This window comes from Gemmata palustris (assembly GCF_017939745.1).
Classification (GTDB): Bacteria; Planctomycetota; Planctomycetia; order Gemmatales; family Gemmataceae; genus Gemmata; species Gemmata palustris.
Genome location: NZ_JAGKQQ010000001.1, coordinates 4,524,377 through 4,547,136 on the forward strand (window position 1 = coordinate 4,524,377; position 22,760 = coordinate 4,547,136).

Consider the following 22,760-nt stretch of genomic DNA (forward strand, 5'->3'; position numbering starts at 1 on the left):
CACGTGCGGCGATGTAGGGCGGGCAATTTTCGGAGATGAAATCCTACGGAGCCGGGCGCCGCCGTGCCACTGCGGGAACGGGAATGTAAACGAAACGACCCGCCGCGGGGGCGCGCAACGCGCACCGCCGCGACGGGTCCAATAATCGACACGGAACGAGAGCCGGCGGCGGGGTTCGCACCCGCATGATCCGAGGTACGAGCTCGGTGCCTTCCTGAGTCGCGCCACACCGGCAAAGTGCTGAAAATTCCAGCGTTTCAGCTCTCTATAATTCGGGCCTGGAGCAGAAATTCTGAGAGGGCGGCGCGGGGGGAGTCGAACCCCATCTCCTCAGCCTTCACAGGGCCGCGTGCTAACCGTTACACCACATGCCGCACGGAGCCGAGAAACGTTGCACCGTCGTGCGAAAGAACGCAACTCGGAGTGATCCTGGGTGGAATCGAACCACCGTTCTCCTCCGTGTCAGGGAGGCGCCTTGAACCGCTAGACCACAGGACCAGATGAATGTTCAGTAATTTTGTCTTCAGTGTTCAGTTTTGGAAACGCGCGCTGCACAAACTGTGCAGTACAATTCGGACGGAACGCTCTCCCGAGTACCCCGGCCAGGATTTGAACCCGGAACGCCGCGTTCGAGGCGCGGAATGATGTCCGTTTCACCACCAGGGCATTTCATCAACTCAGCGGAGGGGGTGGGATTCGAACCCACATACCCGCGAGGGGCTATCGCTTTAGCAAAGCGACCCGGCAAAGCCGTATCCGGCTCCCGTCCGTAAGTGACCGGCGTGCGTTCAACAGGTGCGAAGCGCAAAACGAACCCCAGTCGGCCGGACGTTGATTGGTCCGCGCCTCGCACCTGTTGAACACACACCGATCAAGTGGAACCGCGGGGAGTCGAACCCCGTCGTCGTGTTTGCAAGACACAACTCTCGCCCGCGAACGATCCCATTTGAAAAGCACAGTGACCTCGGTGGGGGTCGAACCCACACGCCTTACGGCAGCCGGCTCTCAACCGACTCTGGCTACCAATTACAGCACGAGGTCATTTTCCGTCAGTGGCCCAGGAGGGAGTTGAACCCTCACGCCCGTTACGGCACCGGCTTCTGAGACCGGCGTGGCTCCCGTTACACCACCGGGCCATGCGCGCTCCGATTCGTCGGAGCGCGAGTCGCGAAGCCTGGGACTCGAACCCAGCGGCCGGGCTTATGAGACCCGGCAGAGCGCCTGCCCGCCCGCGATAGATCTCGGCGGCATAACGCGCCGAGGAGTTGCGGACCTGGGAGTTGAACCCAGCATCCAGGCTTATGAGACCCGGTCGGGCGCCGGCCCGTCCGCAATTCATGGAGTGGTGACGGTGGGATTCAAACCCACACTGTCCACGTTCTGAGCGTGGCGACTCCTGCCAGTTGGTCTACATCACCGTTCGGGAACCACTTGATGTCAATAAACCGGTGAGCTGACACCGCGCTTATTCTTCAAGCCGCTCCGAGTGACCCGTGGGGGAATCGAACCCCCGTTATCAGGTTGAGAACCTGGCGTCCTGAACCGCTAGACGAACGGGCCGTATTTTGGGAGCGCGGAATTCGGAGTGCGGAACGCGGAGCGAAAACTAAGATCAGGCTCCGATTTGTTCCGCTTCTCGTATATTTGTTCCGCGTTCAACGCTCCGCATTCCGCACTTTTCCCAGTGCCCCGGGTGGGAATCGAACCCACATTGCCCACAAGGGGCGGCTGCTTTACAGGCAGCCTGGCGGCCCACCGCGCGCCCGGAGGCGTAACCGACATCAATCGAGTAGCACGGGAGGGATTTGAACCCACACACACCAAGGTTTGAGCTTGGTCGCACTTCCAGTTGGCGTACCGTGCCGTCAATTCCGTTCTTAGTTCCAAGCTCCAGGTTCCAAATTGATAACCCGCAATCACGTATTTAACTTGGAACTAAGAGCCTGGAATCTGAAACTCTTAAAGCCCCCGGCGGGAGTCGAACCCGCGCGTCCGCCATACCAAGACGGCAAGCTACCGCTACATCACAGGGGCGATATATCTCCAGTCCCGAAATCAAGAGCGCCCAGTGGGAGTCGAACCCACACATCCGCCTTGGCAAAGCGATAGGCTACCGCTACATCATGGGCGCGGAACGAACCGTCACAGACAGTGGAAGCGGTGGGAATCGAACCCACGTACACCTGCTTAAGAGGCAGGCTCCTAGCCAACGTCGGACACACTTCCATTTACCCGGTGTCGGGTAGCGATCCCGAGGGGACTCGAACCCCCGATCTTCTCCGTGACAGGGAGACGGCCACTCCACTGGCCCGCGGGACCGTTCACGAACAGCAGGTGGGGGAGGAATCGAACCCCGCAGGACGAACCGTCGGTTTTGGAGACCGAGTGCGTTCCCAGACGCAATCCCCACCTGTATTTCAGTACCCCGTGCGGGAGTCGAACCCGACCTGGGCGGCTTGAAAGGCCACCGACCTCACCGGAAGTCGAACGGGGCATAAATCTCTTCCGGCGCGTCCCCAAAACGAGAACCGGCCGGGGGTCACTTGTACCCCCGGCCGGCGCGGTTGCCATAACATGGCTCGCCAGGGGTCACCCACTCGTATCGCTCTTACCGCTCAGACTGACTTCAAGCTCGACGCGCGCCGCGGTATCAAGATCCAGGCTTAACGCATAACCCGTTTCCAGGCCGGCGGTATACAGCGTCTTCGCGGCGACCGTCGCGGTCGTTAGTTGAAGCTCGTTACTCGTGTGCCAGCGTGTCATGGTTGTATCGGGTGTACGTTGAGTTCCGTGTTGGTGATTAACCCGCGGTTGTTGATTCCAACTCGCGGTGTACGCTAGATAGACGCGGGACTCATCAAAGGGTTCGCACAGAATCGAATTTATTTTGCGCGGGCGTTGAGAACTCAATCGTGAACGATCTAGAACCCTGGATGCGGCATACTCTTGCGCTGGCAGCGCGGGGGCGCGGATTTGTCGAACCGAACCCGATGGTCGGGGCCGTCGTGCTCGACACGAGCGGCCAGTTGGTGGGTGAGGGCTGGCACCAGAAGTTCGGTGGCCCGCACGCAGAAGTGTTCGCGCTGGCCGCGGCCGGAGATCGCGCACGCGGCGGAACACTCGTGGTCACGCTCGAACCGTGCTGTCACCACGGGAAGACGCCCCCCTGTACTGATGCGGTTCTGAAAGCGGGTATCGCCCGCGTTGTAGTAGCGATGGCCGATCCGTTCCCGAAAGTGGCCGGCGGCGGGATCTCGATTTTGCGAGAGGCTGGAAAGGACGTTCACGTAGGGTTGTGTGAACCGGACGCGCTCGCCCTCAACGCCCCTTACTTGAAGTTGATCCGCACCGGGCGCCCGTGGGTTCATGCGAAATGGGCCATGACACTCGACGGGAAAATCGCCACGCGAACCGGTGATTCCAAGTGGATCAGCGGGGAAGAGTCGCGGCGCCGAGTTCACGAACTGCGCGGGCGGCTGGACGCGATTATTGTGGGGCGTGGAACCGTCGTGGCCGATGATCCGCTTCTTACAGCTCGGCCCGCGGGGGCGCGTGTCGCAACGCGCGTGGTAATTTCGGCTTCCGGCGATTTACCCGAACGATGTCACTTGCGCACAACCGCACGAGAAGCACCCGTAATCGTTTACACACTCGACGCGAACGCCCCGAAGTTCCGCGGTTGGGCCGCGGACGGCGCGGAAATAGTCGCGTTCCCCGATGCGATGACGCTCGACGCAGTTCTCGCGGACCTCGGTCGTCGGCGCTTCACCAACGTGCTGGTCGAAGGCGGGGCGGGATTACTCGGTTCGGTATTCGATGAGCGCGTTGCGGATGAATTCCATGTGTTCATTGCGCCGAAGGTGATTGGGGGAACGGGCGCGCCCGTTCCAATCGCCGGGCTCGGCGCCGCGCAAATGGCCGAGGGGCTCGCGCTGCAGGGCGTTACTTTCGCGCCATCCGGCGCAGACGTATACGTTCACGGCTTCGCACGCGGCATGTAACCGGCACAAACCGTCCGGGACCGGCGCGCGGCACGAAAGAACTACGCTCCTCGGGGCGTAACACTTGCAGTCGGTTTTCGCGCTGGCTTATACTGCCGTTACTCGAACACCCTCAACACATTAGGTTCCCGCATGACGGCCCGGGCGGTTCACTGGCACGAGGGCATGTTCCTCCAGCCGCACCAGTTCCAGGCCGAGCACCGGTACCTCACGGCCCGGGCGCATCGTGCCGGTAGCTGGCCGACGCACCACGTTTGGGGGCTGCGTACCGTCGAAGTCGATCCGGACGCACTCGCGAACAACCGCTTCGTTGTGCGGTCGTTACGCGCGGTCTTCCGCGACGGCACCCCGATCGAAGTCCCCACTGACGGCTTGCTACCCACACTCGAACTCAAGGGGCTGTTCGAGCCGGGGCAACCGCTGATGGTGTATCTGGCGACCCCCGCCCTCAACCTCGGCAAAGCGAACATCTCAGAAGACGTACCGGACCCGAACGCCCGCTACCGTCTCGATACACAAGAACTCGAGGACGAAAACACCGGCGTGAACCCGCAGCCCATCCGGGTGCGGCTGCACAACTTGCGCCTCCTCGTCGGCGATCAGGATCAAACGGGTTTCGCGACACTTCCGCTCGTGCGGCTCGTGAAGTCCGCGCTCGCAAACGCGCCGCCCGAAATCGACGTGTCGTACATTCCGCCGGTGCTCGCGTGCGACACGTGGCCCGCGCTGCACGGTGACATTCTGCAGGGGCTCTTCGACCGTATCGGGCGGAAGCGCGAACGGCTCGCAAGTGCGCTGGCGGCTCGGGGCGGGGCGCTCGTGGGGACCGACCCTCAAGACGCGGTCTCCGCCGCCCACCTCCGCGAGCTGAACGAGTCCTACGCGGTGCTGAGTGTGGTCGCGTTCACACCGGGAATCCCGCCCCTCACGGCTTACACCGAACTGTGCCGGCTCGTGGGACAGCTCGCGATCTTCGACCGTTCCGGGCGCTGGCCCGCGATCCCGCCCTACGACCACGACGATTTGGGCGGGTGCTTTTACCGCGTGAAGGTGTACCTCGACACGCTGCTCGACATCCTGCCGGAACCCGAATACAAGGAACGGCCGTTCATCGGGATGGGCTTGCGAATGCAGGCCGCGATCGAACCGACGTGGCTCGATCCCGCGTGGGAGTTGTACCTCGGGGTGCGGTCCGAAATGGACCCGGACGAGATGATGCGGTTGCTCACGGTGCCGGGGCAACTCGATATGAAGGTCGGCTCCGGGGACCGCGTGGACGCGATCTATCAACTCGGTCAGGCGGGGCTCCGGTTCGAGCCGTGTCCCCGACCCGGGTTGCTGCCGGACCTCGCGGGGCAGCGCTACTGCCGCGTGAGTCGGTTGCCGGAACGCGAGTGGGGCGCGGTCACGCGCTCGTTAACAGTCGCGGTGCGGTTCAACGAGACGCGCGTGGTGGGTGCGATCCAGGGGCAGCGAACCGTCACCGTTCGCGCGGGCGGAGGGCGAACGAACACGATGCAATTCACGCTGTACGCAGTGCCCGCGGGGTGAGTGCCTCGGCGCAGGATTCTCTGATGCTTGGAGACGGGCAAGAACGATTAAGGACTGGCTTTCGGCGCGGGCCGATGGAATGTGACTCGGCGGAACGCAAGAGCGGAGAACATAGAACAAGCGAATGCGCGACCAACTGCTATCCGTGGTGAACCCGATCGTGCGCACCGCGCTGAAGCTGCGCGACGATTGGGCTATTGGTGCGGGACCGCCGTTCGACGCGGGGCGCGAGTTGCTCATCGCGCGGTTCCGCGAACTCCTTCTGACCTTCGCCCCGCCTTCCGCGCGACCGGGGGCATCGAGTTTCGAGATCGACCTGTCCGCGTCGAGCCTCAGTTCACCGGAAGCGCGGTACCTCGGCATCGGCTACGCGATCGCGAGCTGGGTGGACGAACTGTTCACGCTCAATTCGCCGGTTGCGGGCCAGTGGAACGAGCGGAAGTTCGAGGTCGAGTTCTACGAAACGAACGACCGCGCGTGGCGCTTCTGGATTCAGGCACGCATGGCCGCCGAACGCGCCACCGACGACGACCTGGAAGTCTTTTACTTGTGTGCGGTGCTCGGGTTCCGCGGTGAATGGGTAGAAGATCAGGCACAACTCCGAGCGTGGCTCGGGTCCACCCGCGAGCGCCTGGTGAAGGCGCTGAGAACCGAATGGGTCGGCCCGCAAGCACTGGAGCCGCCCGCGAGCGTGCCCCCCCGATACGGCAAAGCGCGTCTGGCACGCATGGCCGTGTTCGCGGGGTTGGCCGTGCTCGTGTGCGTCCCGTTCGGCGCGCTTCTGGTCGCGCGGCAACTGATGAAGTGATGCCGCGTTTCCCGATCGGGTGAGTTGACCAGGGGATTGAGTGAAAGAATTTTACTGAATTTTAGTATACTAGCGGTGTATAATGCCAGATAAGCCGGCCGTCACCGCAAGTGTCCAAACAGGCGCATCAATTGGAAGATGCGTTCCAGAAGGGGAAAGGTTAGCGAGTGTTAGTTGATGATCGCCAGGTTTGACAACGCGAGGTACACAAAACGTGGAAGTGACCGAAGCCGTTTTGGAAGGTTGCCTCGGTCAAAAGGTAGGCGATGTGGTTCAGCGGCTCGGCCTCACAGAATGTCGATGGGGTTGGGCGGACGAACCGCCGTGTGTCCTACGCGGTGCTTTTTATCGTCCTGCTGACGGCGTGAGGGTGACGCTTTACGTTGCTACAGACGAGGTACTGTTCCGCCAGTTCAACGTACGCCGCGACTGGGATTACGACGCATTTTTGAAGTGCCAGATTGGTGGCATTCAATACCGCTCGGGGGTGGCTTGTTTCGATGTTGGATCGGCTATTCCGTGGCAGTGGCGGTCTTGAATGACGTTCCCAAGACTGAATTGGTATTAATACGGTGGCATGTACTGTGAACCAATTGTCTGGAAATCTTGATGCTCTTGCTACGAACGGCCCGGTTCTGAACCCTACCGGGCCGAAATGTTAGCAATGGTTAGCGTCGGCGGTGTGGTGGCCCGAGATATTTGGCCGTAAGTGTTTGAAGTGAAAGACTTTCGCGGACTTGGTGCTTCAGTAAGGCGTTACGCAGACAAAGCCACACAATCGGACGCGGCATGTTCACACGCTTCTTCACCTGGCTCACGTCGCGCAAGGTGTTGCGCGTCATCGTGTGGACGCTCCACGTCCTCATCGTCATTCTGGTTACGCTCGGGCTGTACGCGATCAACCAACGGTACCACCTCGAAACCGAGTTGCTCTCGCCGTTCCCCGGGCTGTACGCCTACTGGCTGCCGCTGCTGTTCCTGCTGATGTACGCCGGTGCGTGGTTCGGCTACTGGTTCTTCCGGCTGCTCACCGACCCGCGCGACGGTTCGCACCCCGACATTGATGACGCCTGGGAAGCGGCCCTGAAATCACTCGACGCGGCCGGGATCGACCCGACCGAGGTGCCGCTATTTCTCGTGATCGGTAAGCCGCGAACCGACCTCGCCGACTTCTTCGCCGCGACGAAGCTCCCGTTCGCGGTGCGCGCGGAACCCCGCACGGAAGGCGCCCCGGTGCAGGTGTACGCGACCCGCGACGCGGTGTTCGTGGTGTGCCCCGGCGCGTCGGTGCTGTGCCGGCTGGCCGACATCTTCGTGAGCGAGGCGCGTGCCGCAGCGCCCCCGCCTCCCCCGGCCGGCTTCGATTTGCTCGACAGCACCGAGCGCCCGCTCGAAGTGCTGCCCGGGTCCGCGCTCGTCGTCGTGCCCGAAGCCGGTACCGCGTCGGCCGACGTGCTGGACGAATGGCTCCCGCGCCCGGGCGTTTCGGACGTCCCCGCGGTCCCCGCGGACGAAGCGGACCGGCTCGCGGGGCGCTTGAAGTACCTGTGTCGGTTGATCGCCGAGCGCCGCCGACCGTACTGCCCCGCGAACGGGATCGTGTGGCTGGTTCCCGTGGTCGGCACGTCGTCCGAAGCGGTCGCGGACCGCACCGCAGTGGCGTGTCGCGCCGATCTGCTCGCGGCCGAAGCCGGATTGCAAGTTCACTGCCCGGCCGCGGCGGTGGTCTGCGACGCTCAAGACCTTCCCGGCTTCCGCGATCTGCTCCGCGGGTTGCCCGAGCCGCTCGCCCGCGAACGGCTGCTCGGTCGGTCGTTCCCCCTCGTGCCCGCGGTGCCGGCCGAGAAGCGGCCCGACGTGCTGTTTAACGGCGTGGATTGGGTCGCGCGGAGTTTGGTGCCGGGCGTCGCGTACCAGCGGTTCGGCAGCGAGGCGGAGGGGAACGGCGAGCGCTGGTCGCCCGCGAACGCCCGGCTGTGGGCACTCTTGTGTGAACTGCACACGCGCCGAGCGGCCCTTGTGCGATTGCTGGGACAGGGTATCACCGACGGCGCGGATCGGCTGCCCATGCTCGCGGGGGCGTACCTCGCCGGGACCGGCCCCGCGGAGCAGGACCAAGCATTCGTTGCGGGCGTGGTGCAGCAACTCATCGGCTTGCAGAACAACGTCGGCTGGACCGCGACCGCGATCGCCGAAGAGCGCGACTACCGCCGGATGACCGCCATCGGGTACGCCGCATCACTCGCGCTCGTGATCGCCGTTGGGGTGTTCGCGTACCAGACGTGGCTGAGATGAAGGCGTTGTTTTCCCTGGGACCGCGGGCGTCCCGCCCGCACAGAGTAGAACGGTTCGTTTGCTTCCCATTTGTGAACGGGTGCGATCACCGTAGGCGGGCGGGACGCCCGCGGTCCCAGGGAAAACAGCCTCAGCCCACGCGCTTCAAGAGTTCGTTCAGCACGTCGGCGTCGCTGGGGTAGTCGGTCGGCAGCAGCACGCGGAGCGGAATCGGCACTTCGTCCATGCGGTACGCGGTGCCGGGTCGGTGGATGCCGTACACGGCCGTTGTGAACCGCACTGCGGTCGGGACCGGCGGCTCCGCGCCGGACGAATCGAGCGCGATGACCGGGATCTTCCGCAAGTGCTCCAGCGCCGCGGGCGGGAAGTCGGCGACCGTCTCGCTCCCGACCAGAAGGCAGGCATCAGGTTCACCGCGTGCGAGCACGTTAGGCCCGGTGAACTCGCCGGGGTTGTACCGCGGGTACCCGCGACTGAGGTTCACGCCGAATGGGTAGCCAGTTTGCCACGCGAGCACGGAGTCCGCGCCGGCCACGTCCCCGAACCGCCGCATCCGGCGCGCGTAGAACCGCCCGCGGTCGTTCAGCTCGGAGACCAGTTGCAATAGTGCTTCGACCGTGCGGTGCGCGAGTTTCCCGCGCGTGAGCCCGGCGCCGAAGAAGAACATCCCGCACCGCGCGGCTGTGATGCGCCCCGCGAGTTCGGAGAGAGCGGGTGAAGGGGCGAAGGGGGTTAGGGGGTTAGGCTCTTCCTCCCCCTTCCCTGGCAGGAGGGGGTCACAGGGGGAACCCGTGGGGGGTTCTCCCTCACAAGAAGCGAGGGGGCCTGGGGGGGTAGGTCGGACGAGCATCCGCAGGGTCCAGAGCGCGTCCCAGTTCCGGGCGCTTGGTACCTGCACGAAGAGGTCGGCGCGTTTCGCGGTCTCGGTTTCCTCTTCGTCCACCACGACCACGAACCGATCCGCGCGCCCGCCGGGGAGCCAGCGCCCGATCGGATCGACCGAGTAACGCTCCATGTGCCGCGGGTGCGTTACGACCGGGTCACTACCCCAAAACACGACGAGGTCCGCGCGGTTCTTGCCCTCACCGAGCGTGCAGGTAGATTCGCCCACCTGCTGGAGCGCGACGATGGACGGCGCGTGGCCGGTGCTGGCAGTAGTGTCGATGGTCGCGCCGAGTCGGTCCGCGAGCGCGACGGCCGCGCGCTGACCCTCCGTCGTGCTGCGCGACAGCCCGTAGATGAGTGGATAGCGTGCGGTTCGCAGGATCTCCGCGGCGCGCGCGAACGCGGCCTCGGGTTCGGCCGGTTGTCCGTCGAGTAGTACCGCGGGGGAAGAAGAGGTGTTTTGTGCGAGGAACCACGGCTCCGCGAGCTTGCACGCCCCGCGCGCCCCGGTGACGCGCCCCCGGTCCACCGTCACCGTGAGGTCGTCGCACACGCACCCGCACACGGTGCAGCCGACACTGGTGAAGGTTTGCATGGAGATTTGTGAGTTTGGTCGCGGTTCTCGCCCCACTGCTTTTGGTGGGGCGAGAACCGCGACTACGGATCTTACTTCGCGAACCCGCCCGGCTTGTCTTTGAACGGCTTCAAGAGTGCGCCGTCGATCGTGAACATCGGGTCGGTGGCGGGCAACCAGCCGGTTTCGCCGTAGTAGGTCGCGCCGTTGTCCGGGGTGGCCCCGAGCCGGAACGTGACGGCCCCGCCCGGCCACTCGAACCGGACGTCGAGGAACTCGTTCGGGTTGGCGAGCCCGTGCCGGGCTTCGGGCCGCCCCTGCTCGAAGCCCTTGACGCGGCTCTTGGCGATCAGGTCCACGAACGCCGAGACTTTGGCCGGATCGACCACGAACCCGGCCGGGGCGTTCGGCGGCGCGCCGGGGGCCGCGGGCGGAACGATCCACACGCCGTCCTTGTTCTTCTCCAGCCGCAGCGTAATGGGCGTGTTCCCCAGAATGTTCCCCCACCCCTGGAGCACTACCTTGTTCACGGCGGGGGCATCGACGCTGCGGAACACGACCCGGTCGCGCAGGTCGGGGGCCACGAACTTGTCGAGCACCAAGCGCGGGAGCGTGAACACCGCCGCCTTACCCGCGACGCGGGCGTACACGAAGTTGGGATCGGCGGTGTCCTTGCCGAACTCGTACACGCGCTCCTTGTCCAGCGAATCGGGCTTCAGCCCGACGACGACCTTCAGGCGCGGCGCGGGCGTGAACCCGTACTCGGCGAGTTTCGCGTCGCTCGGTTGTTCGTCCACGAACCGCGTAACCGATTGTGTGGTGCCGAGCAGTTGGAGGATGTACTCCAGGCTCTTGGGGTCCGCGATGCGGCCCTTCGGTTCCGGGGCGGCGAACCGCCACAAAACCTCTTTCGTGGACGGATCAGGCTTCTCGTCCTTGTTGAGCACGTAATTGTTCGCGCCGCTCACGTTGACCTGCATCACCGCGTCGGAGCCGAACGTCGGGAGCGACGGGTCGAGGAGGTCCAAACGCGATTTAGCGACCGCGGTGATCGCGTCCACGGTATCGGTGGCCCCTCCAACCTTCACCTGTGCCGGGATCGTGAACTCGTTGGGCGGGAGCCCGGGCAGCGTGCGCCGGACGTAAACCGTGTCGCCGTCCTTGCGCCCGAACTCGATTTTGATCGGCTCGGCCTTCTTGGTCGGCTCCGCTTTGGGATCGGTCGGCGCGGTGAATCCGTCTGCCCATACGAAGATCGTAGCGGAGATCGCGGCGAAGTTGGCCGGGTTCGGTGGGGGGAAGTCTTTGATCGTTCGCCGCGCCATAACGACATCGAGCAACCGCTCGACCGGTCCGCGGTCCGCGGACTGCGGGTCACCCGGCCCGCCGAAGAGCCGCCATTGCAGTGGCACCTCCCCGGAACGCCGGAGTTTCGTCGGCTTGTCGGCCGGCTGACCGGCGAGCACGATGTCGATGCCATCGACCTTCGCGCGGTCCGCGTTCACCAGGGTGCGGTCACGGAGCGGAGCGGGATCGAGGACGACGCCGTTCAGCCCGGACAGATCGCCCGCCGTGGCGCGGATCACGCCCGGCTGCCCCTCGACGCGCACGTACACTTTGCCGCTCGGGGGGCTCGGCGGCGCGCCCGGGAGCGTCACGGGCGGGGCCGCCCCTTCGCGCTTGCCGAGGTACACAATCGCGGTCTGGTTGTCCTTGGTCTTCATCTCGACCTTCACGAGGTCGGGGTTGCCCGCGTCCAGGCCGTATTCCTTGAGGTCTTTCGGGGCGTCGATGAAGTCGGCCGGGGTCGCGGCGGTCACGCTCGTGAGCGCACCGAGCAGTCGGCGGACGCCGGTGAACGTGGTCGGCGACCCGGCCGCGTCGCCCTCGACATCGGCGTCGCCCCACCCGGCCGGGCTATCGAACTTCCACGCCCCCCCGGGTGCGCGAGTAAGGGCGAGCGTCGCTTTCTTGTTTGGTAATTCCAGGCGCACCGAAGTGACGTCCTCGCCCACCGCACGCGAATCGGAGGGGAAGATTGCTGACGAACGATAGTCCGCGGTCCACTTCGTCAGGTCGCCCGCCTTGCCGCCGCCCGCGACTTGATCCTGGCGGAAGAGCGCGTCGAGGTCGCGGCGCCCCACCGCGATGGGGCGATCGGGTTTGGCCGTTGTGGTCACGAACGCCACCGCTTCCCGACCACCGATACTGACGTTGCCAACGTTCAGCGTGCCGGACCGCTGTTCGCCCTGGCGCAGCGTGACTTTCAGGCTCGGCGGCTGGAGACCGTGGAGCGCGGGGTTGGAACTCAGTTCCGCGAACACGGTCGGCTTGGCCTTGAGCAGGGATTCGACGATCGCTTTGACGGCCGCCCCGTTCGCTTTCGCGCGGATCGGCTCGACGATCTCCCAATCGTCGTTGACAACGCGCTTGAACTTGAGCGTGGCCGATGTGTCGGGGCGCTCGATGACGACCTCGTCAATGTCCCCGACCTTCGCCCCGCTCAGGCCGACGAGGAGCGTGTCGGGTGCCGCGGGATCGAGGAAGAACGTCCGAACGAGCAGCACGGTGCCAATCAGGAGGACGGCACCGATCAGAACCGTCGTCAGTCGGAAATTCATACCCGAGCTCCCAGTCGTTCGTCCGTAGTGCGGTCCCGGTGCGCGTTCACGCCTGTTGCCGTCGGATGACCCATGTGCCCAGCCCGAGTGAGACGACCACAATCAGCCCGAAGATCACGGGCATGTACTTGAGTCGGGTACCGTCGATCGTTTTGGCCCCCGGCAGGGCGTACACCGCGTAGGCCTTGGATTCGACGCCCTGTGGGACCGGCGGGCGGTCCCGGAGCCAGTCGATGGTGGCCCCGAGCAGGTCGAACGCGGGGGGGCTCTCCGCCCCGAACTGACCGGCGAGGGCGTCGCACACCATCAGCCCGTTGCCGTACACCGCCACGCGGCCGTTTCCGCCCTCCGCCACAACGACCCCCACGGTGCGCCTGCGGACGGCAACGGCGTTCGCGGGGCGCACGTTCGGGTTCGCCGGGAACTCGTCGGCCAGCCACGCGCCGCCTTCGGTGTCCGTCGTCAACAGGGGGGTGGCCGTCATCCCGGGCGTGGTATTAAGTGCGTTCACCTCACGGGGAAGTGGCATCTGAATACTGATCCGGCGGAACAGCCGGACGATCGGGTTCTTGGCGTCCGCCGCGGCTTGGGTGAACTCGACCGGGGGACTCGTGACCGGGATGCGTCGGTCGGCGGACAGCGCGAACAGGTACTTGTCACTCAGCCCGACGTTGAACTGTGCGAGCACGGGTTCGAGACCGGTCGGCGTTACTTTGCGCAGGTTCGGCCCGGGCAGGGTCGCACCGGACAGGACGACGAGCCTCCCCTTCCGCTCGGTCATGTACTTGCGGACCGCGTCCACGTACTTGGGGTCGAGCGGCTTCTGCGGGTCGGCCACGACGAGCACGGCGCAGTCGTCCGGCACCTTCGGGCTCTCGCCCTCGAACGTCAGCGGCTGTACGTCCAGGTAGTTCTTTTCCAGGAACGTGCGGAGCCGGGTCGCGGCCCGTTCCGGGTCCGTTCGCCCGGCGAGCTCCAACTCATCAGACGACTGGGTGAAATATACCTTCGGCTTCTGCTTGTTGTCCGCGAGGAACAACAGTTCTTTCACCAGCCGACCTTCCCCCGTAAAGACCGTCTTGGGGGTCTCACCGCGGGGGCCGGGTTCGGTGGTGAAGAACTCTTCCACCGGAATGAACGAGAACCGCTTCTTGTCGCCCGGGAACGTGAGCAGGACGCCCAGTTCACCGTCTTGCACCGGCGGGTAGTTGGCCTTCAGTTCGGCGAGATCGGCGGTACTGGAGACGGGACTGAGGAACCGGACCCGGAACTTGTCGCGGCTGGTTTCTTGGAACCGGGTGAGCACGTCGCGGAGGTCGCTCTCGACCCGGCTGCCCTGGCCCGGGAGGATCGCGTAGGCCTCGATCGGCTGGTCCAGCCCGCGCAGGAACTCTTCGGTCCGGGGACTCATCGAGTAGAACCCGCTCCCGGTCATGTCGATCTTGTTCGACACGCGGTACGCGAACACGACGTTGGCGATGACGAGGACGACGAACAGTACCAGCGCCGTCAGCCCCAGATTGGTCCCGTACACGAGCTTACGAATTGACGGATTGTTGCGTTCCTCGGCCCGTGCGGGGGTGATCGCGGCCAACCCCAGTGCGGCGCCGAAAGCGATCATCAGGACCGGGATCAGGACGTACCGCGCCTCTTCTTCTTGACCCTTTTCGAGCCAGTTGACGATGCTCTCGCTCCACCGATAAAAGAACACCCCGCCGGTCGCAATCAATTCCCACGCGAGCGCGCCGCCGACGGCCAAGATGACCGCACGGGCCTCGGCCCGCTGTTGCGATTCCGTTGTTCGGGGAAGGGAGACGAGCAACCGCGCCGCGCCGCCGATGGCGACCAGAAACGCGCTGAGAGCGGCGATCGCTCCCCATCGGAAATCGCCCTCCTTTGTGCCCGCGACCGGTTTGGCCGACTCCGGGCGCTCGGGATCGAGCGGGTTCTCGACTTGCGGTTTGTCAGGTGCCGGCGCCGGCGCGTCCCGGAACCCTTTGACCGCCATGTACCCGGCGAGCGCCAGGAGGACGACCGCCAGACCCGCCAGGACGCTCCCCGCGTTCTGGCGCTGCGTCCGGACGAACTCGACGACCGGGTTCCCGGAGTTCGGGGCCGGAGCGTTCGGGACGGGAACAGGTGGCGTCGGTTGCATGGTTGGTTCGCGCGGGGGCTACGGTGTATCGGGAGCGTGGGCTCGGCGCCGTCAGTTCCACTTGCGGGTTTCGAGGATCTTCGTCGCGAGGAACAGCCAGAACACCGCCAGCGACAGAGCCAAGAGGAGATCCCGGACCGGGAGCTGGCCGGACAGTGACTCGACCCACATGCGGTAAAACGACAGCCGGTTCGCGACCGTGAGGAGCACCTCAGGCAGGTCCAGGAACATCGGATTCTCGCGTAAAAATACGAACGCGAGCAGCACCAAGAGGACGGCGAACGTGAGGACCGCGGACACGATCTGATCTCGCGTTAGGGCCGAGAAGAAGATACCCATCGCGATGAACATGGCCCCCTGTGCGCCCAGCCCCAAGTAGAACCCGATCAGCGGCCGGTAGTCGAACGGCGCGTCGCCGACGACCCGGAGCGCGATCAGGAACAGCCCGGTCGGGAGCCAGCAGAGCAGGAAGAAGATCCACGTCCCCAGAAACTTGCTGAGCACCACGGGGACTTCGTTCAGCGGGGCGGTCAGGAGCACCTCGAGCGTCCCGGACCGCTTCTCTTCCGAGAGCAGCCGCATCGTCAGTACGGGGATCTGGAGCGTGAACGCGAACAAACTCAGAATGTGGACGCCGTACCCGAGGACGATCGGCTCGCGCCGCGGGTTACCGTCTTGGAGCGACCCGGCGAACTCCGCGTAGGCGACGCCCTGAACGAGGAGCATCCCCGCGAGGACGATGAACCCGATCGGGGAGGCGAAGTACGCACCGAGTTCGCGCCGAACGAGCGTTACGAACTGATTGTCCGAGCACACACCGAGGGAGACGGAGAGGTAAATGAGACCGATGCCACCGAGGATCGCGCCGCCCGGGATCAGGAACGGCCGGGGCGCGATTGCAACGTGGGTGCCCGTGCTACCCATGATGAATACCCCCGCGGTCGCTACACCCACCCCCGCGAGAACCGCACGCAGCCACACCGGGAACTTGCCCAGCGCTCCCAGTGCTACAACTCCCAGGCTCGCACCCAGTACGAGGACGCGCCCGGCCGTTTTCCAGTAGTCGAGCGCTTGCGACGGCTTGCGCAGCGCGGCCGGTCCGTCGAACAATACCGTCGGGAACACTGTGCGGGCGAATGCGTAGAAGAGGGCCGCGGCACCGACCGCGCCGAGCGCGACCGCGACCGTGTGCCCGATTCCGGTGTCGGTGTCGGCCTGCCCCAAGTAAGCACAGAGGAACCCCAACCCGAGAGCGGCGAGCGCCAAACCGGTCCCCGCGAGCCACTCCGGGTTTGCGATACCCGCGATAAGAACGCCGACGCACAAGGTCGCGCCCACCGCAAGCAGTACGCCCCCTCCGATCGTGCGGAGCTGTTCGTCCGTTTCGTGGCGCGTGAACGGGATCGCGAACAGAATCGCGAGAATCCCGGCTCCCAGGCCCCACGGCATGAAATAGAAGCCGATCGACTTGGAGTCGGCGCCCTTAAACGGTCCCGGTACGAGGGCACCGACCAGCGCCAGCGCGAGGAACGCGACGAACAGCATCCCGTACATGCGCCGAATTTCCTGCTCGCCGTCAATGATCGCGTGGTAGAGCATCAGCGCGATGCCCACTCCCGCCAGCAGGAACCCCCAACTTTCGGGCACGATCCGGGCCTGCCCGGTGGCGCGCGTGGCGACTACCACCACTGCACCGAGGACCAGCAGGAACAGTCCGAGGAACCCGACGACCCGCGCGAACGCCGGCCCCTCGAACTTGATTGCCGAGGGCGCGGTTTCGACCGGGGCGCGGAGCGCCCCGACCGCGGTCGCTACGGGGATCGGATCGGTCGGCGCGGGCGGGGTGCTACTCATGGGTAATTCGCGCTCTGTTTCCAGCCGACGGGGATGGTAAGCCCCTGTTTATCGTTCTGTGTAAGGCGCCCACTGGTGCGCAAGGCCCCGATGGGTTTACGCCGCCGGGGTCTTATCCGGTTCGGCCGCGGGCGGTGCTACGGGGGCGGTTTCCGCTTGATACCGCTGCCGAACGACATCGTCGAAAATGGCTTCGAGGCTGGGCTTCCGAATCTCCAACCGACCGAGGCCCCAACCCTTTGTTACAACCCGGGCCGCGAGCGCTTCGCGGTGATCCTTGTGGTCCCGCGTCCTCACCTCGAACGCGGCCAAGTCGCTCCCGATGGTCGTTGATTCCACCGACGCGAGCTCCGGCTGTTCGCGCATGAACTTGGTGGTTTCTTCGACGGGGCCGCGAACTTCCAACAGGTACGACGCCTCGCGGGAGTCGATGGCTTTTTTGGTTTCGTCGAACTTGATGCGGCCCTTGTCGATGATGATGACGCGATCGTAGACCTTCTCGACTTCCGGGAGCACGTGCGTCGAGAACAGGATCGTGTGCTGGCCGCCGAGTTCCTTGATGGTGGCGAGGGTCTCGCCGATCTGCACCGGGTCGAGGCCGCTGGTCGGCTCGTCGAGGATCAGAATGGGCGGGTCGGCGAGGAGCGTGTCGGCCAGGCCCACGCGCTGCCGGTAACCCTTTGAGAGCGTGTTGAGGAGGCGGTTCTGCACTTCCTTCACGCGGCACTTTGCCATGCAGTGGTCGATGCGGGCGCTGCGCCCGTGGCGCTCGACGCCCTTCAGCTTGGCGCGGTAGGCGAGGTACTCGCGGACCCGCATTTCGCCGTACACCGGCACGCTCTCGGGCAGGTACCCGATGTTCTTGCGGACCTCCATCGACTGGTACATCACGTCGTAGCCGTTGAGCCACGCGTACCCGCTGGACGCGGGGAGCCAGGTCGTGAGGATGCGCATGCAGGTGGATTTGCCGGCCCCGTTGGGGCCGAGGAACCCGACCAACTCGCCGGGCGCCACCTGGAAGGTGACGTCGTCCACGGCCTGCACGGGGCCGTAGTTTTTGGAAAGGTTCTGAACGTTGATCGCCGGCGTCTGCATGTTCGACCGTTTGGTGTCGCGACTCAGGTGCAGAACAGGGGCACGGATTTCGCCGATTGGACGAATCACAATGATATGACGCTGAACCGCCCCGACAAGTTGGCGCAATCGCGTAAACTCTCCCGGCAGTCGTCGCGCCCCGCCCGCGATCCTAAAAGAACTACCATGCACACGCACACTTGGACCCCGCCGGCGGGCACGACCGGGCTCATCTTCGACTGCGACGGCACGCTGGCGAACACCATGCCGGCCCACTACAAGGCGTGGATCGCGATGCTCGGGCGGTTCGGCATCCCGTTCCCCGAACCGCGGTTCTACGCGATGGGCGGGATGCCCACGGCTAGTATTATCCGTGTACTTGCCGGGGAGGTAGGCGTAGCCGTACCCGACGTGGATGCGATGGTCCACGAAAAAGAGCAAACGTTCCTCACGTTCCTCGAAGCGGTCGCGCCCATCGAGCCGGTGCTCAACATCGCAACCGCATATCGCGGAAAGCTACCGATCGCGGTCGCGAGCGGTGGGTACCGCGATACTATCACGCGCACATTGGATCGGCTCGCGATCCGCGACTGGTTCGATGCGATCGTAACAGCCGAAGACACTCCTCGCCACAAGCCGGAGCCGGACGTGTTCCTGGAAGCCGCGAAGCGCCTGGGCGTCGAGTCGGCGAAGTGCGTGGTGTTCGAGGACACCGACATCGGCCTGGAAGCCGCCCGGCGCGCGGGGATGTTGGGCGTGGACGTGCGCCCGTGGGTGAAAACGATCTGAGCGCCCGCGCGTAAGACGTTCCAGGCTATTCGGGCGCGTTCGCGCTGCTCACGTCCGCAGCTTTCTCGGCCGGCGTCGGTGGCGCATCAATGGCCGGCTCGCTCCGCGCCACGAAGACCGCGGTCGTCAGGTCCGCGGTCACGTTCACCATCGTGCGGCACATGTCGAGGATGCGGTCCACGCCCAGCACGAGCGCGATCGCACCGGCGGGCACACTGACCTGAACCAGAATCAGCCCGATTAGTGGGAGTGACCCACCGGGCACGCCGGCCATTCCGGTGGCCGTGAGGATGCACAGCACCAGCACGACCAACTGCTGGCCGAAATTCAGATCGACGCCGAACGCTTGCGCGAGGAACAGCACCGTCACCGACTCGAACAGCGCGGTGCCGTTGTGGTTCATGCTCGCGCTGAGCGGCAGCACGAACCGCGACACGCTCGGCGGGACGCCCAGTTCCTCCTCAGCGCACTGCATCGCGGTGGGGAGCGTCGCGCTCGACGAGCTCGTACTGAACGCGGTCACCATCGTTCCGCGTGCGCGCTTGAAAAACTCCAGCGGCGACATCCCGCCGAGGAATTTCACCAATAGAGGGAGCACGACGCACAAGTGAAGGGTCAGCCCGCCGAGCACGGTGAACACGAACGCCGCGAGCGCGACCAGCACCTTGTACCCGAGCGCTGCGGTCGTGGTGAAGATCAGGCAAAACACGGCATACGGGGCGATCGCCATCGCGAGCCGGAGAATGAAGTCGGCAATGAAATTGACGCCTTCAAGTAGGTCGATCATCAATTTGGCGCGGTCGGGTGCCATCCGCGTGAGCGCGATGCCCACGATGAGCGCGGTGAAGATGACCGCGAGCATATCGTTCTCGACGAACGCCTTCAGTGGGTAGCGGGGCACGATCTTCACGAACGTGTTAATGCCGAACCCTTCGTCCCCCTCTTTCTTGTCCAACTTCTTGTCGGCCTCTTTCGAGTATTCCGCGAGCAGTTCCTTTTTCTTCTCCTCCGGGATCTGGTCCCCGGGGCGGACGGCGTTCACGAGCGACAGCCCAATGGCCGCAGCGCACGCGGTCGTCACGAGGAAGTAACTGACCGTCTTGAGCCCGACGCGCCCGACGTTCTGCCCGCCCCCGAGTCGCGTCACGCCGACCGCGAGCGACGCGAACACGAGCGGGATGATCGCCATGAACAGCAGGTTCAGGAAGACGTCGCCGACGGGCTTGGTGACGTACTTAATCACTCCCGCGACCAGTGCCGCATCGATCGTGCCTTCGGCTTTGAGTGCGTTCACCGCACAACCGAGTACGGCCCCGCCGACGAGACCGAGCAGGATGCGCGTGTGCGGAACCGATTGCGCGGCGGCCATAGTGTGCCCGGGATGGTGCGGTCGGCAGAATAAACGAAGTGCTGTTGTACCGCATCTAACAGGAGCACGCCATCCCGCGCCCTGGGTGCCGCAAGGGGCGGGCGCGATTCAACTGGTCTGCGCACCGAGTCAGCGGTAATGTTCTTCACAACTACCTCACACGGCACCATTCCCCATGTTCGACTACCTCATCCGCAACGGGCGCGTCGTAGACGGCACCGGCCTTCCGTGGGTCGCGGCGAATGTTGGCATCACCGGGGATCGTATTGCGGCCGTGGGCGCGCTCGGCGGGGCGAGCGCGAAGCAAGTGATCGACGCGGCCGGGAAGGTGGTGTGCCCCGGCTTCGTGGACGCACACGTCCACGGCGACTTGCCGCTGCTCGCCGATCCCGCGCACGAACAGGGCGTCCGTCAGGGCGTGACCACGCACGTCATCGGTCAGGACGGGGTTGCGTTCGCGCCCGCGTCGCCGGCAACGATGGCGTACATGCGGCGCTATACCGCCGGCTTCAATGGCAACTTCCCAACTCCCGGTCGTAACTGGTATTCGATTGGTGAGTTCCTCACACAGTTCGACGGGCAGTCTTCCATCAATGCCTGTGTGCTGATCCCCAACGGCAACGTTCGGATGGAGGTGACGGGCCTCGATCCGCGAAAGCCCACGCCCGCCGAACTTTCACGGATGAAGGCGCTCGTGCGAGAGGGGATGGAGCAGGGCGCGGTCGGCCTGTCCAGCGGGTTGGATTACGTGCCGAGCATCTACGCGGACGAAGACGAACTCACGGCCCTGTGCGAAGAGATCGCGCCGTTCGGTGGCGTGTACGTGACTCACATGCGCGGGTACAACCGCGAGAAAGCACCGGCTGCGCTGCAGGAGGTGTTTAACATCGGGAAACGCGCGCGATGCGGGGTCCACGTGTCGCACTTCAACTGCCTCGCTGACCAAACGATTCCGATGCTCGATGCCGCACGAGCCGACCGCGTGGATGTGACCTTCGACCTGTACTGCTACCTCTATGGCAGCACCATCGTCGCGATGCTCACGCTCCCGCCGGAAACGCTCGAAGGCGGGATCGAGGCCACGGTCGAGCGATTGAAGCTCCCCGCGACGCGCAAGCAACTCGAAGCCGCGTTCGCGAACCCACGGTTCCCGATCGAAACGATTCGGCTCGCGAGTTTGCCGCACGATAAATACCGGCACCTCGAAGGGCAGGCGCTCCCGCGTGCGGCGGAGTTGTGCGGCCAATCGGTGCTGGATTTCACGTGCGATCTGCTCATCGCGACCGATCTCGCGGCCGGGTGCGTGATCCGACACTTCGCGGAGCGCCAGGAATCGGACGTTCTGAAGTTAATGAAGCACCCACTGATGATGGCCGGGAGCGACGGCATTTACGTCGGCGGGAAACCTCACCCGCGCGGGACCGGTTGCTTCGCGCGCTACCTCGGCCACCACGTCCGCAACGGCGATTGGACGCTCGAAGAAGCCGTGATGAAGTGCTCGTACCACACCGCCCGCCGGTTCGGATTAAAAGACCGCGGACTGATCCGTGAGGGGCTCGCGGCCGATGTGGTAGTGTTCGACGCGGACGCGATCGCGGACCGTTCCACATACGATAACGGTAAGGCACTCGCAGTTGGTGTGGAGCACGTGTTTGTGAACGGTACCCCGGTGTTGCTCGCCGGCGAGCGCACGAGCGCGCGATCGGGGCGCGGGTTGAAGCGAGGTTAGGCGAACGGTTGGCTGCCGACTGCTCGCTCGGAGAGCTATATGAAGCACTTGTTGGGGTTGGAAGGGATGTCGGCGGCGGGGCTGAACCGCCTCTTCGACGCGGCGGAGACGTTCGCCGGTGTTGGGGTTGGCGACGTGCCGAAACGCGACGATCTCAAAGGGAAGGTCGTCGTCAACCTGTTCTACGAGCCGTCCACACGCACGCGGATGAGTTTCGGCTTGGCCGCACGCCGGCTCGGTGCGGACGTGCTCGACTTCTCGCCGAGCGGGTCGAGCACGTCGAAGGGCGAGACGTTCATCGATACCGCGAAGAACATCGAGGCGATGGGCATCGACATGGTTGTGGTGCGGCACTCGTCGCCGGGCGCGCCGCACGTGCTCGCAAAACACCTCGCCCCGCACGTTCGCGTCGTGAACGCGGGCGACGGGGCACACGAACACCCCACGCAAGCGCTGCTCGACATCTTCACTATCCGCAAGAAACTCGGTCGTGTGCAGGGGTTGACAGTGGGATTGGTCGGGGACATCGCACACAGTCGCGTGGCGCGGAGCAACATCCACGCGCTCACGGCACTCGGCGCGAAGGTCATCGTGTGCGGTCCGACCACGCTCGTTCCCGCGGAAGTGGCTCAATTCGGTGTGGAGATCGCGGACAAACTCGACGACGTGCTCCCGCGCTGTGACGTGCTGAACCTGCTCCGCGTGCAATTCGAGCGGCAACGGAGCGGACTGTTCCCGTCCATTCGCGAGTACCGGTTACTGTTCGGCGTGGACGGTGATCGCATGAAGAAGGCAAAGAAGAACGTGCTGTTACTCGCCCCGGGGCCGATCAACCGCGGCGTGGAGATCACGCCGGAGGTCGCGGACGGTCCGAACTCGGCGATTCTCGATCAGGTCACAAACGGCCTCGCCGTGCGCATGGCGGTGCTGAGTGAGTTGAGCAGGGCCGCGTGATGCCGCGTCGAGAAGCCCTGACGTGTTGAGTTCGTGATTACTCAACGATCAGAAAGCGCAGCGCGGCCCCGTGATGTAACACGGGGCCGCGTCTCATTGTG

Annotated in this window: 15 protein-coding genes and 16 tRNA genes; 8 read left to right on the top strand and 23 right to left on the bottom strand. The window is 64.7% G+C overall.

All coding sequences use genetic code 11. From position 1 onward, the window contains the following. Positions 1-160 precede the first annotated feature (160 nt). The 17 genes from J8F10_RS18595 to J8F10_RS18675 all read right to left on the bottom strand — a co-directional run bounded on the left by J8F10_RS18595 (position 161) and on the right by J8F10_RS18675 (position 2,763). Positions 161-234 (bottom strand) — tRNA-Thr (locus tag J8F10_RS18595). 65 nt (positions 235-299) lie between these two features. After that, a tRNA-His gene (locus J8F10_RS18600) sits at positions 300-375 on the bottom strand. Between the two features lie 49 nt (positions 376-424). Continuing rightward, positions 425-498, bottom strand: a tRNA-Val gene (locus J8F10_RS18605). Positions 499-594: 96 nt separating this feature from the next. Continuing rightward, positions 595-666: transfer RNA gene (locus J8F10_RS18610), tRNA-Arg, on the bottom strand. A gap of 15 nt (positions 667-681) precedes the next feature. Then, positions 682-769: transfer RNA gene (locus J8F10_RS18615), tRNA-Ser, on the bottom strand. A 190-nt stretch (positions 770-959) separates the two neighbouring features. Next, a tRNA-Leu gene (locus J8F10_RS18620) sits at positions 960-1,041 on the bottom strand. A gap of 12 nt (positions 1,042-1,053) precedes the next feature. Continuing rightward, a tRNA-Leu gene (locus tag J8F10_RS18625) sits at positions 1,054-1,136 on the bottom strand. A 207-nt stretch (positions 1,137-1,343) separates the two neighbouring features. Next, a tRNA-Leu gene (locus J8F10_RS18630) sits at positions 1,344-1,418 on the bottom strand. A 69-nt stretch (positions 1,419-1,487) separates the two neighbouring features. Then, positions 1,488-1,560, bottom strand: a tRNA-Glu gene (locus tag J8F10_RS18635). 125 nt (positions 1,561-1,685) lie between these two features. Then, positions 1,686-1,771 (bottom strand) — tRNA-Tyr (locus tag J8F10_RS18640). 19 nt (positions 1,772-1,790) lie between these two features. Further along, positions 1,791-1,864: transfer RNA gene (locus J8F10_RS18645), tRNA-Leu, on the bottom strand. Between the two features lie 99 nt (positions 1,865-1,963). Beyond that, positions 1,964-2,034: transfer RNA gene (locus J8F10_RS18650), tRNA-Thr, on the bottom strand. Between the two features lie 26 nt (positions 2,035-2,060). Next, positions 2,061-2,131 (bottom strand) — tRNA-Gly (locus J8F10_RS18655). A 21-nt stretch (positions 2,132-2,152) separates the two neighbouring features. Then, a tRNA-Lys gene (locus J8F10_RS18660) sits at positions 2,153-2,226 on the bottom strand. Between the two features lie 20 nt (positions 2,227-2,246). Further along, positions 2,247-2,319 (bottom strand) — tRNA-Asp (locus tag J8F10_RS18665). A 102-nt stretch (positions 2,320-2,421) separates the two neighbouring features. Beyond that, positions 2,422-2,494, bottom strand: a tRNA-Glu gene (locus tag J8F10_RS18670). A gap of 95 nt (positions 2,495-2,589) precedes the next feature. After that, positions 2,590-2,763, bottom strand: a complete 174-nt coding sequence (locus J8F10_RS18675; protein WP_210656177.1) for a hypothetical protein — start codon at positions 2,761-2,763, stop codon at positions 2,590-2,592. 149 nt (positions 2,764-2,912) lie between these two features. On the opposite strand from J8F10_RS18675, the gene ribD reads away from it, so the two are divergent. From ribD to J8F10_RS18700, 5 genes are all read left to right on the top strand, one after another. Beyond that, positions 2,913-4,001 (top strand): bifunctional diaminohydroxyphosphoribosylaminopyrimidine deaminase/5-amino-6-(5-phosphoribosylamino)uracil reductase RibD, encoded by a 1,089-nt coding sequence (gene ribD / locus J8F10_RS18680; RefSeq protein ID WP_315854121.1) that lies wholly within the window; start codon positions 2,913-2,915, stop codon positions 3,999-4,001. 132 nt (positions 4,002-4,133) lie between these two features. Next, complete coding sequence (tssK, locus tag J8F10_RS18685) at positions 4,134-5,552, top strand: type VI secretion system baseplate subunit TssK (protein ID WP_210656184.1); 1,419 nt, start codon at positions 4,134-4,136, stop codon at positions 5,550-5,552. Positions 5,553-5,676: 124 nt separating this feature from the next. Further along, positions 5,677-6,360 (top strand): DotU family type IV/VI secretion system protein, encoded by a 684-nt coding sequence (locus J8F10_RS18690; protein ID WP_210656186.1) that lies wholly within the window; start codon positions 5,677-5,679, stop codon positions 6,358-6,360. Between the two features lie 214 nt (positions 6,361-6,574). Further along, positions 6,575-6,898, top strand: coding sequence for a hypothetical protein (locus tag J8F10_RS18695; protein ID WP_210656188.1), 324 nt, complete (start codon positions 6,575-6,577; stop codon positions 6,896-6,898). 251 nt (positions 6,899-7,149) lie between these two features. After that, positions 7,150-8,655 carry a type VI secretion protein IcmF/TssM N-terminal domain-containing protein gene (locus tag J8F10_RS18700; RefSeq protein WP_210656189.1) on the top strand — a complete coding sequence of 502 codons (1,506 nt, stop codon included), beginning with the start codon at positions 7,150-7,152 and terminating at the stop codon, positions 8,653-8,655. A gap of 130 nt (positions 8,656-8,785) precedes the next feature. Here the strand turns inward: J8F10_RS18700 and J8F10_RS18705 are convergent, their stop codons facing one another. The 5 genes from J8F10_RS18705 to J8F10_RS18725 form a co-directional block, all read right to left on the bottom strand. Continuing rightward, a complete protein-coding gene (locus tag J8F10_RS18705) occupies positions 8,786-10,135 on the bottom strand; it encodes a formylmethanofuran dehydrogenase subunit B (RefSeq protein ID WP_210656191.1) in 1,350 nt (449 codons plus the stop codon). A gap of 71 nt (positions 10,136-10,206) precedes the next feature. After that, a complete protein-coding gene (locus J8F10_RS18710; protein ID WP_210656193.1) occupies positions 10,207-12,735 on the bottom strand; it encodes a DUF4340 domain-containing protein in 2,529 nt (842 codons plus the stop codon). 46 nt (positions 12,736-12,781) lie between these two features. Next, positions 12,782-14,890 carry a Gldg family protein gene (locus tag J8F10_RS18715; RefSeq protein WP_210656195.1) on the bottom strand — a complete coding sequence of 703 codons (2,109 nt, stop codon included), beginning with the start codon at positions 14,888-14,890 and terminating at the stop codon, positions 12,782-12,784. 51 nt (positions 14,891-14,941) lie between these two features. Continuing rightward, positions 14,942-16,744, bottom strand: a complete 1,803-nt coding sequence (locus tag J8F10_RS18720) for an ABC transporter permease (protein WP_210656197.1) — start codon at positions 16,742-16,744, stop codon at positions 14,942-14,944. A gap of 96 nt (positions 16,745-16,840) precedes the next feature. Beyond that, positions 16,841-17,839, bottom strand: coding sequence for an ABC transporter ATP-binding protein (locus tag J8F10_RS18725; protein ID WP_210656199.1), 999 nt, complete (start codon positions 17,837-17,839; stop codon positions 16,841-16,843). Between the two features lie 165 nt (positions 17,840-18,004). Between J8F10_RS18725 and J8F10_RS18730 the strand changes: the two genes are divergently transcribed. Continuing rightward, entirely contained in the window at positions 18,005-18,607 is a 603-nt protein-coding gene (locus J8F10_RS18730; RefSeq protein ID WP_210656201.1) for an HAD family hydrolase, read from the top strand. Between the two features lie 25 nt (positions 18,608-18,632). Here J8F10_RS18730 and J8F10_RS18735 read toward each other — a convergent pair whose 3' ends face one another. Beyond that, positions 18,633-19,976 (bottom strand): dicarboxylate/amino acid:cation symporter, encoded by a 1,344-nt coding sequence (locus J8F10_RS18735; protein WP_210656203.1) that lies wholly within the window; start codon positions 19,974-19,976, stop codon positions 18,633-18,635. 175 nt (positions 19,977-20,151) lie between these two features. Between J8F10_RS18735 and J8F10_RS18740 the strand changes: the two genes are divergently transcribed. Both J8F10_RS18740 and J8F10_RS18745 read left to right on the top strand, forming a co-directional pair. Further along, the gene (locus J8F10_RS18740; protein ID WP_210656205.1) at positions 20,152-21,705 is read left to right on the top strand and encodes an N-acyl-D-amino-acid deacylase family protein; all 1,554 of its coding nucleotides are present in this window, start codon (positions 20,152-20,154) and stop codon (positions 21,703-21,705) included. Positions 21,706-21,744: 39 nt separating this feature from the next. Next, a complete protein-coding gene (locus J8F10_RS18745; RefSeq protein WP_210656207.1) occupies positions 21,745-22,659 on the top strand; it encodes an aspartate carbamoyltransferase catalytic subunit in 915 nt (304 codons plus the stop codon). The last annotated feature ends 101 nt before the right edge of the window (positions 22,660-22,760 follow it).